Annotated in this window: 1 protein-coding gene and 6 rRNA genes; 1 reads left to right on the forward strand and 6 read right to left on the reverse strand. The window is 45.4% G+C overall.

Going from position 1 to position 12,991, the window contains the following annotated elements; translation table 11 throughout:
* Positions 1–45: 45 nt before the first annotated feature.
* The 5 genes from EYR00_RS13950 to EYR00_RS13970 all read right to left on the reverse strand — a co-directional run bounded on the left by EYR00_RS13950 (position 46) and on the right by EYR00_RS13970 (position 10,457).
* A 23S ribosomal RNA gene (locus tag EYR00_RS13950) occupies positions 46–2,960 on the reverse strand.
* Positions 2,961–3,250: 290 nt separating this feature from the next.
* Positions 3,251–4,777, reverse strand: a 16S ribosomal RNA gene (locus tag EYR00_RS13955).
* Positions 4,778–5,501: 724 nt separating this feature from the next.
* Positions 5,502–5,610: ribosomal RNA gene (gene rrf / locus EYR00_RS13960) — 5S ribosomal RNA — on the reverse strand.
* Positions 5,611–5,725: 115 nt separating this feature from the next.
* A 23S ribosomal RNA gene (locus tag EYR00_RS13965) occupies positions 5,726–8,640 on the reverse strand.
* Between the two features lie 290 nt (positions 8,641–8,930).
* Positions 8,931–10,457: ribosomal RNA gene (locus tag EYR00_RS13970) — 16S ribosomal RNA — on the reverse strand.
* The 16S, 23S and 5S rRNA genes sit together here, the layout of an rRNA operon.
* A gap of 824 nt (positions 10,458–11,281) precedes the next feature.
* Here EYR00_RS13970 and EYR00_RS13975 point away from each other — a divergent pair.
* Entirely contained in the window at positions 11,282–12,463 is a 1,182-nt protein-coding gene (locus EYR00_RS13975; protein WP_040433989.1) for an IS110 family RNA-guided transposase, read from the forward strand.
* A 369-nt stretch (positions 12,464–12,832) separates the two neighbouring features.
* Here EYR00_RS13975 and rrf (EYR00_RS13980) read toward each other — a convergent pair.
* A 5S ribosomal RNA gene (gene rrf / locus EYR00_RS13980) occupies positions 12,833–12,941 on the reverse strand.
* Between the last annotated feature and the right edge of the window lie 50 nt (positions 12,942–12,991).

Here is a 12,991-nt window from a genome sequence, read left to right on the forward strand (position 1 = left end):
TTCCACTTTGTCTTCTTTCAGTTTCAAGCCTTAACCCTTTTTCTCTAGGTTAAGTCCTCGACCTATTAGTATCAGTCCGCTGAACATGTCGCCATGCTTACACTCCTGACCTATCAACCTTATCGTCTTTAAGGGGTCTTACTTACTTGCGTAATGGGAAGTCTCATCTTGAAGTGGGTTTCACACTTAGATGCCTTCAGCGTTTATCCCTTCCATATTTAGCTACCCAGCTGTGCCACTGGCGTGACAACTGGTGCACCATTGATATGTCCATCCCGGTCCTCTCGTACTGAGGACAGATCTTCTCAAACTTCCTACGCCCACGACAGATAGGGACCGAACTGTCTCACGACGTTCTGAACCCAGCTCGCGTACCGCTTTAATGGGCGAACAGCCCAACCCTTGGAACCGACTTCAGCTCCAGGATGCGATGAGCCGACATCGAGGTGCCAAACCTCCCCGTCGATGTGAACTCTTGGGGGAGATCAGCCTGTTATCCCCAGGGTAGCTTTTATCCGTTGAGCGACGGCCTTTCCATTCAGCACCGCCGGATCACTAAGCCCGACTTTCGTCCCTGCTCGACTTGTAGGTCTCGCAGTCAAACACCCTTATGCCTTTGCACTCTGCGCTTGATTTCCATCCAAGCTGAGGGTATCTTTGGGCGCCTCCGTTACTCTTTGGGAGGCGACCGCCCCAGTCAAACTGCCCACCTGACACTGTCCCGTTGCCAGTTCCATGGCATCCGGTTAGAACTCCAATACAAGAAGAGTAGTATCCCAACATTGACTCCTCACACACTGGCGTGCATGTCTCTCAGTCTCCTACCTATCCTGTACATCTTGCATCAAAGTCCAATATCAAGCTACAGTAAAGCTCCATGGGGTCTTTCCGTCTAGTCGCGGGTAACCTGCATCTTCACAGGTACTAAGACTTCACCGAGTCTACAGCTGAGACAGCGCCCAAATCGTTACGCCTTTCGTGCGGGTCAGAACTTACCTGACAAGGAATTTCGCTACCTTAGGACCGTTATAGTTACGGCCGCCGTTTACTGGGGCTTCAATTCAATGCTTCGCTTGCGCTGACACATCCTCTTAACCTTCCAGCACCGGGCAGGCGTCACCCCATATACGTCGTCTTTCGACTTAGCATAGAGCTGTGTTTTTGGTAAACAGTCGCTTGGGCCGTTTCACTGCGGCTCATATCTCTATGAGCACTCCTTATCCCTAAGTTACGGAGTCATTTTGCAGAGTTCCTTAGCTATAGTTCTCTCGCTCACCTTAGGATTCTCTCCTCACCCATGTGTGTCCATTTTCGGTACGGGTTACTGTATGATTATCACTAGAAGCTTTTCTTGGAAGCTGGCTTCACGGACTTCTGTACTTGCCGCAGCTTTCCATACGCCTCACGCCTTTGCCTTTCGACAGCCGGATTTGCCTGGCTGTCGGCTACCTCGCTTGCACCTGCATTTCCATCAGCAGGATCCGCTAGCCTTCTCCGTCACTCCATCATTCATACCGTAAGTACAGGAATCTCTACCTGTTGTCCATCGACTACGCCTCTCGGCCTCGCCTTAGGTCCCGACTTACCCAGAGCGGACGAACCTTCCTCTGGAAACCTTGGGTTTTCGGTGCGTGGGATTCTCACCCACGTTTCGCTACTCACACCGGCATTCTCTCTTCTATGCGCTCCACGGCTCCTTACGGTACCGCTTCTCCGCACATAGAACGCTCCCCTACCACTCACGCTTACGCGTAAATCCATAGCTTCGGTAATATACTTAGCCCCGGTAAATTATCGGCGCAGAGTCATTCGACTAGTGAGCTGTTACGCACTCTTTAAAGGATGGCTGCTTCTGAGCCAACCTCCTAGTTGTCTGGACATCTCCACATCCTTTTCCACTTAGTATATATTTTGGGACCTTAGCTGATGGTCTGGGCTGTTTCCCTTTTGACAATGGACCTTATCACCCACTGTCTGACTGCCGAGTATATCTTTGTGACATTCGGAGTTTGATTATGTTCAGTACCCCGAGATGGGGCCATCACATATTCAGTGCTCTACCTTCACACGACTTTACCTCGACGCTAGCCCTAAAGCTATTTCGGGGAGAACCAGCTATCTCCGAGTTCGATTGGAATTTCACCCCTAGCCACAACTCATCCGCCAACGTTTCAACGGGGGTCGGTTCGGTCCTCCATCGGGTTTTACCCCAACTTCAACCTGGTCATGGCTAGATCACTCGGTTTCGGGTCTACGACATGCAACTTTCGCCCTGTTAAGACTCGCTTTCGCTTCGGCTCCGCATATCCTGCTTAACCTCGCTCCATATCGTAACTCGCCGGTTCATTCTACAAAAGGCACGCTATCACCCTTTAACGGGCTCTAACTTCTTGTAAGCATATGGTTTCAGGTTCTATTTCACTCCCCTCCCGGGGTTCTTTTCACCTTTCCCTCACGGTACTGGTTCACTATCGGTCACAGAGGAGTATTTAGCCTTACCAGATGGTCCTGGTGGATTCCGACAGGATTCCTCGTGTCCCGCCGTACTCAGGTGCTGTCTCGTGCTTCTTCACTATTTCGGCTACGGGGCTGTCACCCTGTTTCGCCGGACTTCCCATTCCGTTCGCCTATAATGATTTCTTGCTCTTTGCCGACAGTCCTACAACCCCGATCCTAAGATCGGTTTGGGCTCTTCCCCTTTCGCTCGCCGCTACTTAGGGAATCATTCGTTTATTTTCTCTTCCTTCAGGTACTTAGATGTTTCAGTTCCCTGAGTCTCGCCTCTCTGAAGCTATTTATTCACTTCAGGATACCTGGTCTCTACTCCAGGTGGGTTCCCCCATTCGGACATCGACGGATCGTTGCATGCTTACTGCTAACCGTCGCATTTCGCTGTTTGCTGCGTCCTTCTTCGCCTCTCTGTGCCTAGGCATCCGCCATACGCTCTTTCTTACTTTACCTATTTTGGTGTTTGCTTGATTACTATTTTCAACTATTTACTAAAATCCATCCATCCGTTTCGATTTATGTTTTTTAGTGATGAAAATTCTTAGTTTTCGACTTTTCTAGAAAGACCTCAATAATAACAATTACTATTTCGATCTCATTTTCTATTTCTATCGCAATTTATTTTCTATTATCCAGTTTTCAATGATCTCTGAGTCATACCTGAGTATCACTCAAAACTAAACAGTATCTTCGAAACATCACTTCTCTTGTGCATCATCTTCGATCATGCGTTTCTCCTTAGAAAGGAGGTGATCCATCCCCACGTTCCCGTAGGGATACCTTGTTACGACTTCACCCCAATCATCAATCCCACCTTAGACAGCTCCTTCCTTGCGGTTAGGCCACCGGCTTCGGGTGTTATCAACTCTCGTGGTGTGACGGGCGGTGTGTACAAGGCCCGAGAACGTATTCACCGCGACATGCTGATTCGCGATTACTAGCGATTCCAACTTCATGTAGTCGAGTTGCAGACTACAATCCGAACTGAGAATGGTTTTATGGGTTTTGCTTCACCTCGCGGCTTCGCTTCCCTCTGCACCATCCATTGTAGCACGTGTGTAGCCCAGGTCATAAGGGGCATGATGATTTGACGTCATCCCCGCCTTCCTCCAGCTTGTCACTGGCAGTCTCGCTAGAGTCCCCAACTTAATGATGGTAACTAACGATAAGGGTTGCGCTCGTTGCGGGACTTAACCCAACATCTCACGACACGAGCTGACGACAACCATGCACCACCTGTATCTCATATAGCTATCTCTCCATCTCTGGAGCCTTTATGAGTATGTCAAGACCTGGTAAGGTTCTTCGCGTTGCTTCGAATTAAACCACATGCTCCACCGCTTGTGCGGGCCCCCGTCAATTCCTTTGAGTTTCATTCTTGCGAACGTACTACTCAGGCGGAGTACTTATTGCGTTAACTGCAGCACTGAACTTTGACATCCAACACTTAGTACTCATCGTTTACGGCGTGGACTACTAGGGTATCTAATCCTATTTGCTCCCCACGCTTTCGGGACTGAGCGTCAGTTGCAGGCCAGATCGTCGCCTTCGCCACTGGTGTTCCTCCATATATCTACGCATTTCACCGCTACACATGGAATTCCACGATCCTCTCCTGCACTCTAGCTGCCTGGTTTCTATGGCTTACTGAAGTTAAGCTTCAGGCTTTCACCACAGACCCTTGCTGCCGCCTGCTCCCTCTTTACGCCCAATAATTCCGGATAACGCTTGCCACCTACGTATTACCGCGGCTGCTGGCACGTAGTTAGCCGTGGCTTTCTAATAAAGTACCGTCACTCGGCTACCATTTCCTGTAGCCGCCGTTCTTCCTTTATAACAGAAGTTTACAATCCGAAAACCTTCTTCCTTCACGCGGCGTTGCTCGGTCAGGGTTTCCCCCATTGCCGAAAATTCCCTACTGCTGCCTCCCGTAGGAGTCTGGGCCGTGTCTCAGTCCCAGTGTGGCCGGTCACCCTCTCAGGTCGGCTACGCATCGTCGCCTTGGTGGGCCGTTACCCCGCCAACCAGCTAATGCGCCATAAGTCCATCCTCTACCAGTGCTTTGAGGCACTTTTAATACGGTCACCATGCAGTGTCCGTACCTATGCGGTCTTAGCTATCGTTTCCAATAGTTATCCCCCTGTCTAGGGCAGGTTACTTATGTATTACTCACCCGTTCGCCACTCGAGCACAAGTGCTCGCGTTCGACTTGCATGTATTAGGCACGCCGCCAGCGTTCATCCTGAGCCAGGATCAAACTCTCCATTGTTTATTTAAACAACTCTTCGTTTGTTTAGCTCTTTTTTCTTTTTTATCCTTCTGGATATTGACGTGTGTTTCTTAATTCTGTTTAGTTTTCAATGATCTCTCCAGCTTCTTTTGCCGACTTGAATATCTTACACTCTTTTCGCTTTTTAGTCAATCTTTTTTTAACTTTTTTTGCTTTTTCTCTCCGGTCCTTACGTCCCTTTCCTCGAGTGCCTATTTAATTTACCATATCCCTTTTGTCTTGTAAAGAGTTATTTTCACATTATTTTGTGACTTCCCTTTTTTCTCCCATTTTTTCGACTCTTTTCTGATTTTATTTTTTTATTAAATACAGCTATTTTATTAACCGTCCCTTCTTTTTTTTAAAGAATTAAAAACAGGTCTATTTTTCAATACAACGCAAAAACATCATGTCTGCTGATATTTTATCTGATTCTTCGCCAAACGCTCTTATTTTAAATAAAATGCCTGTACCAGCTCTGTTAGAGTTTACTTTATCGCCTGCACGATCATAAATATTTTTACCTGCCTTAGATAATCTATCCTGATCCTGCAGGAAAAATCACAACAGCTGTTATTATCTTAATAACAGCTGATAACCCGGGCTAATTAAAACTATAGCAGTAAGTCGATGATAGACGACATAATTCATCCAGAACTGCTTATATTAAAGCCGGATATAAAATAAAAAAAGGATACGCAGAGGTATCCGTAAATAAAAAAAGAACCGGCAGCTTGCTATTGTCGCACCTTGGTACTATCTTCGCCGTTATGATGCTTAACTTCTGTGTTCGGTATGGGAACAGGTGTGTCCATCATGCTATCGCTACCAGATCTTCTTTTCTAAGCAATTCCTTTCGAGAATCACTCAAAACTAGATAATAGTTTTCTTGCGTCTTTTGTCTTCCACTTTGTCTTCTTTCAGTTTCAAGCCTTAACCCTTTTTCTCTAGGTTAAGTCCTCGACCTATTAGTATCAGTCCGCTGAACATGTCGCCATGCTTACACTCCTGACCTATCAACCTTATCGTCTTTAAGGGGTCTTACTTACTTGCGTAATGGGAAGTCTCATCTTGAAGTGGGTTTCACACTTAGATGCCTTCAGCGTTTATCCCTTCCATATTTAGCTACCCAGCTGTGCCACTGGCGTGACAACTGGTGCACCATTGATATGTCCATCCCGGTCCTCTCGTACTGAGGACAGATCTTCTCAAACTTCCTACGCCCACGACAGATAGGGACCGAACTGTCTCACGACGTTCTGAACCCAGCTCGCGTACCGCTTTAATGGGCGAACAGCCCAACCCTTGGAACCGACTTCAGCTCCAGGATGCGATGAGCCGACATCGAGGTGCCAAACCTCCCCGTCGATGTGAACTCTTGGGGGAGATCAGCCTGTTATCCCCAGGGTAGCTTTTATCCGTTGAGCGACGGCCTTTCCATTCAGCACCGCCGGATCACTAAGCCCGACTTTCGTCCCTGCTCGACTTGTAGGTCTCGCAGTCAAACACCCTTATGCCTTTGCACTCTGCGCTTGATTTCCATCCAAGCTGAGGGTATCTTTGGGCGCCTCCGTTACTCTTTGGGAGGCGACCGCCCCAGTCAAACTGCCCACCTGACACTGTCCCGTTGCCAGTTCCATGGCATCCGGTTAGAACTCCAATACAAGAAGAGTAGTATCCCAACATTGACTCCTCACACACTGGCGTGCATGTCTCTCAGTCTCCTACCTATCCTGTACATCTTGCATCAAAGTCCAATATCAAGCTACAGTAAAGCTCCATGGGGTCTTTCCGTCTAGTCGCGGGTAACCTGCATCTTCACAGGTACTAAGACTTCACCGAGTCTACAGCTGAGACAGCGCCCAAATCGTTACGCCTTTCGTGCGGGTCAGAACTTACCTGACAAGGAATTTCGCTACCTTAGGACCGTTATAGTTACGGCCGCCGTTTACTGGGGCTTCAATTCAATGCTTCGCTTGCGCTGACACATCCTCTTAACCTTCCAGCACCGGGCAGGCGTCACCCCATATACGTCGTCTTTCGACTTAGCATAGAGCTGTGTTTTTGGTAAACAGTCGCTTGGGCCGTTTCACTGCGGCTCATATCTCTATGAGCACTCCTTATCCCTAAGTTACGGAGTCATTTTGCAGAGTTCCTTAGCTATAGTTCTCTCGCTCACCTTAGGATTCTCTCCTCACCCATGTGTGTCCATTTTCGGTACGGGTTACTGTATGATTATCACTAGAAGCTTTTCTTGGAAGCTGGCTTCACGGACTTCTGTACTTGCCGCAGCTTTCCATACGCCTCACGCCTTTGCCTTTCGACAGCCGGATTTGCCTGGCTGTCGGCTACCTCGCTTGCACCTGCATTTCCATCAGCAGGATCCGCTAGCCTTCTCCGTCACTCCATCATTCATACCGTAAGTACAGGAATCTCTACCTGTTGTCCATCGACTACGCCTCTCGGCCTCGCCTTAGGTCCCGACTTACCCAGAGCGGACGAACCTTCCTCTGGAAACCTTGGGTTTTCGGTGCGTGGGATTCTCACCCACGTTTCGCTACTCACACCGGCATTCTCTCTTCTATGCGCTCCACGGCTCCTTACGGTACCGCTTCTCCGCACATAGAACGCTCCCCTACCACTCACGCTTACGCGTAAATCCATAGCTTCGGTAATATACTTAGCCCCGGTAAATTATCGGCGCAGAGTCATTCGACTAGTGAGCTGTTACGCACTCTTTAAAGGATGGCTGCTTCTGAGCCAACCTCCTAGTTGTCTGGACATCTCCACATCCTTTTCCACTTAGTATATATTTTGGGACCTTAGCTGATGGTCTGGGCTGTTTCCCTTTTGACAATGGACCTTATCACCCACTGTCTGACTGCCGAGTATATCTTTGTGACATTCGGAGTTTGATTATGTTCAGTACCCCGAGATGGGGCCATCACATATTCAGTGCTCTACCTTCACACGACTTTACCTCGACGCTAGCCCTAAAGCTATTTCGGGGAGAACCAGCTATCTCCGAGTTCGATTGGAATTTCACCCCTAGCCACAACTCATCCGCCAACGTTTCAACGGGGGTCGGTTCGGTCCTCCATCGGGTTTTACCCCAACTTCAACCTGGTCATGGCTAGATCACTCGGTTTCGGGTCTACGACATGCAACTTTCGCCCTGTTAAGACTCGCTTTCGCTTCGGCTCCGCATATCCTGCTTAACCTCGCTCCATATCGTAACTCGCCGGTTCATTCTACAAAAGGCACGCTATCACCCTTTAACGGGCTCTAACTTCTTGTAAGCATATGGTTTCAGGTTCTATTTCACTCCCCTCCCGGGGTTCTTTTCACCTTTCCCTCACGGTACTGGTTCACTATCGGTCACAGAGGAGTATTTAGCCTTACCAGATGGTCCTGGTGGATTCCGACAGGATTCCTCGTGTCCCGCCGTACTCAGGTGCTGTCTCGTGCTTCTTCACTATTTCGGCTACGGGGCTGTCACCCTGTTTCGCCGGACTTCCCATTCCGTTCGCCTATAATGATTTCTTGCTCTTTGCCGACAGTCCTACAACCCCGATCCTAAGATCGGTTTGGGCTCTTCCCCTTTCGCTCGCCGCTACTTAGGGAATCATTCGTTTATTTTCTCTTCCTTCAGGTACTTAGATGTTTCAGTTCCCTGAGTCTCGCCTCTCTGAAGCTATTTATTCACTTCAGGATACCTGGTCTCTACTCCAGGTGGGTTCCCCCATTCGGACATCGACGGATCGTTGCATGCTTACTGCTAACCGTCGCATTTCGCTGTTTGCTGCGTCCTTCTTCGCCTCTCTGTGCCTAGGCATCCGCCATACGCTCTTTCTTACTTTACCTATTTTGGTGTTTGCTTGATTACTATTTTCAACTATTTACTAAAATCCATCCATCCGTTTCGATTTATGTTTTTTAGTGATGAAAATTCTTAGTTTTCGACTTTTCTAGAAAGACCTCAATAATAACAATTACTATTTCGATCTCATTTTCTATTTCTATCGCAATTTATTTTCTATTATCCAGTTTTCAATGATCTCTGAGTCATACCTGAGTATCACTCAAAACTAAACAGTATCTTCGAAACATCACTTCTCTTGTGCATCATCTTCGATCATGCGTTTCTCCTTAGAAAGGAGGTGATCCATCCCCACGTTCCCGTAGGGATACCTTGTTACGACTTCACCCCAATCATCAATCCCACCTTAGACAGCTCCTTCCTTGCGGTTAGGCCACCGGCTTCGGGTGTTATCAACTCTCGTGGTGTGACGGGCGGTGTGTACAAGGCCCGAGAACGTATTCACCGCGACATGCTGATTCGCGATTACTAGCGATTCCAACTTCATGTAGTCGAGTTGCAGACTACAATCCGAACTGAGAATGGTTTTATGGGTTTTGCTTCACCTCGCGGCTTCGCTTCCCTCTGCACCATCCATTGTAGCACGTGTGTAGCCCAGGTCATAAGGGGCATGATGATTTGACGTCATCCCCGCCTTCCTCCAGCTTGTCACTGGCAGTCTCGCTAGAGTCCCCAACTTAATGATGGTAACTAACGATAAGGGTTGCGCTCGTTGCGGGACTTAACCCAACATCTCACGACACGAGCTGACGACAACCATGCACCACCTGTATCTCATATAGCTATCTCTCCATCTCTGGAGCCTTTATGAGTATGTCAAGACCTGGTAAGGTTCTTCGCGTTGCTTCGAATTAAACCACATGCTCCACCGCTTGTGCGGGCCCCCGTCAATTCCTTTGAGTTTCATTCTTGCGAACGTACTACTCAGGCGGAGTACTTATTGCGTTAACTGCAGCACTGAACTTTGACATCCAACACTTAGTACTCATCGTTTACGGCGTGGACTACTAGGGTATCTAATCCTATTTGCTCCCCACGCTTTCGGGACTGAGCGTCAGTTGCAGGCCAGATCGTCGCCTTCGCCACTGGTGTTCCTCCATATATCTACGCATTTCACCGCTACACATGGAATTCCACGATCCTCTCCTGCACTCTAGCTGCCTGGTTTCTATGGCTTACTGAAGTTAAGCTTCAGGCTTTCACCACAGACCCTTGCTGCCGCCTGCTCCCTCTTTACGCCCAATAATTCCGGATAACGCTTGCCACCTACGTATTACCGCGGCTGCTGGCACGTAGTTAGCCGTGGCTTTCTAATAAAGTACCGTCACTCGGCTACCATTTCCTGTAGCCGCCGTTCTTCCTTTATAACAGAAGTTTACAATCCGAAAACCTTCTTCCTTCACGCGGCGTTGCTCGGTCAGGGTTTCCCCCATTGCCGAAAATTCCCTACTGCTGCCTCCCGTAGGAGTCTGGGCCGTGTCTCAGTCCCAGTGTGGCCGGTCACCCTCTCAGGTCGGCTACGCATCGTCGCCTTGGTGGGCCGTTACCCCGCCAACCAGCTAATGCGCCATAAGTCCATCCTCTACCAGTGCTTTGAGGCACTTTTAATACGGTCACCATGCAGTGTCCGTACCTATGCGGTCTTAGCTATCGTTTCCAATAGTTATCCCCCTGTCTAGGGCAGGTTACTTATGTATTACTCACCCGTTCGCCACTCGAGCACAAGTGCTCGCGTTCGACTTGCATGTATTAGGCACGCCGCCAGCGTTCATCCTGAGCCAGGATCAAACTCTCCATTGTTTATTTAAACAACTCTTCGTTTGTTTAGCTCTTTTTTCTTTTTTATCCTTCTGGATATTGACGTGTGTTTCTTAATTCTGTTTAGTTTTCAATGATCTCTCCGGCTTCTTTTGCCGACTTGAATATCTTACACTCTTTTCGCTTTTTAGTCAATCTTTTTTTTAACTTTTTTTGCTTTTTCTCTCCGGTCCTTACGTCCCTTTCCTCGAGTGCCTATTTAATTTACCATATCCCTTTTGTCTTGTAAAGAGTTATTTTCACATTATTTTGTGACTTCCCTTTTTTCTCCCATTTTTTCGACTCTTTTCTGATTTTATTTTTTATTAAATACAGCTATTTTATTAACCGTCCCTTCTTTTTTTTAAAGAATTAAAAACAGGTCTATTTTTCAATACAACGCAAAAACATCATGTCTGCTGATATTTTATCTGATTCTTCGCCAAACGCTCTTATTTTAAATAAAATGCCTGTACCAGCTCTGTTAGAGTTTACTTTATCGCCTGCACGATCATAAATATTTTTACCTGGTATATTGTAATTGACTCATTTAATAGTCATCTACAAATATACCTTCTCCTTTCTATCAACCATTTAAACCGTGGTTGATTACGGTTAAGTTAATTTGTAAAATATTTAATATGTAAATGTGGATTTGTATTTTTTCACCTTGTAGCATGACTACTTTAGGCAGGCCCTTACCACAACCTTATTCCTAAATAATGATTAGTTATATGAGTCTTGAATTCGTATTTTGCACCAGGTTTTGTGGTCTAAGTGTTGTGGATACCTTTTCACATATTTTTATCAAGAAAGGATCTTTTATTATGAAATTAGTTGGTATCGATATTGAAAAAAAACACTTCTTTTGTATTATGGACAAAGATAGTGGTGAAGTTTTACTTCAACCTTCTTCTTTTTCCAATACTAAAGATGGATTTGATTCTCTAATCCAAAAACTTAGTTCTTATTCTAAGGACTCTATATTGATTGGTATGGAAGACACCGGGCATTATCATTTTGCTTTATTAAAGTATCTTTTAGAAAAAAATTTTACTGTTGCTCTTATCAACCCTAAAACTACTGATTACACTCGTAAAATACAGAACGGCATCACTAAGAATGATAAACTTGACACTCTTACTATCTGTGATGTTTTGGATACTCCTGTACGAAAAAAGCAGTATCGTATTACAAAAGTCAACAGCTTCGATCTTTATGAACAAAAGCAATTAACTAGACATCATCACAATTTAAAAGAAGAACTCAATGTTTATACAAACCGCCTACAAAAATGCATTGATATTGTTTTCCCTGAATTCAACAGCTTATTTTCATCTAAATACGGCATTATCTACATGAATGTACTTAAAACATTTGGCAGTGCTGAAAATATCGCTAGTACTGATATTAGAACTATTCGCAAATGTTTTGAAATAAAAGGCCGAGGGAACCGCATATCTCTAACTGCACAGCAGCTTAAAGACTCTGCTAAATCTTCTATTGGAATTTCATCAGCAGCAGAAGTAATCAAAATCAAACATCTGATAAGTCAGATTGAACTTATCAATGAACAGTTAGCTGAAACAGATAAAAAAATAGAAGAGTTTTCCATCCAAAATAACTCTCCTATCCTATCCATCCCAGGGATTTCTCATTTCTTTGGTACTTCTATTTTAGCCGAATTAGGAGAGATAAGCAACTATTCTAAGCCATCTAAGATAATAAAAGCAGCTGGTGTTGCTCCTTATCATTACGAATCAAGTCAATACAACGCACAACATACTGCTATTACCAAGAAAGGTTCACCATATTTGAGAAAGACTTTATATCAGATCATATTGCCTGTGATTAATAATAATCCGGTATTTAAACAATATTATGATTTAAAGATTTCTCAAGGTAAAGGTCATCGTTGTGCTTGTGGACATTGTGTTAGAAAATTGCTTAGAATTATTTATCATCTTTCAAGTACCAATCAACAATTTGATGATGCACTTTTAAGATAAAATAAATGCATTAAAATTAAAAAAAGGCCAATTTTGGTTCTTTTCGTCATGCCCAAAAATTACAAATCATTATTCACATTTCAAGGATCTATACTACTTAACATATAAAATCATTTATTTTAACATTTTCAAACTTTTTCATAAAAACACTTGAATTTTATATAGTTACCTGCCTTAGATAATCTATCCTGATCCTGCAGGAAAAATCACAACAGCTGTTATTATCTTAATAACAGCTGATAACCCGGGCTAATTAAAACTATAGCAGTAAGTCGATGATAGACGACATAATTCATCCAGAACTGCTTATATTAAAGCCGGATATAAAATAAAAAAAGGATACGCAGAGGTATCCGTAAATAAAAAAAGAACCGGCAGCTTGCTATTGTCGCACCTTGGTACTATCTTCGCCGTTATGATGCTTAACTTCTGTGTTCGGTATGGGAACAGGTGTGTCCATCATGCTATCGCTACCAGATCTTCTTTTCTAAGCAATTCCTTTCGAGAATCACTCAAAACTAGATAATA

It is taken from the genome of Thomasclavelia ramosa DSM 1402 (genome assembly GCF_014131695.1).
GTDB classification, from domain to species: Bacteria; Bacillota_I; Bacilli_A; order Erysipelotrichales; family Coprobacillaceae; genus Thomasclavelia; species Thomasclavelia ramosa.

Coding starts and splice junctions, on each gene's coding strand:
- EYR00_RS13975 (WP_040433989.1), top strand. CDS start 11,282: ATGAAATTAGTTGGTATCGATATTGAAAAAAAACACTTCTTTTGTATT.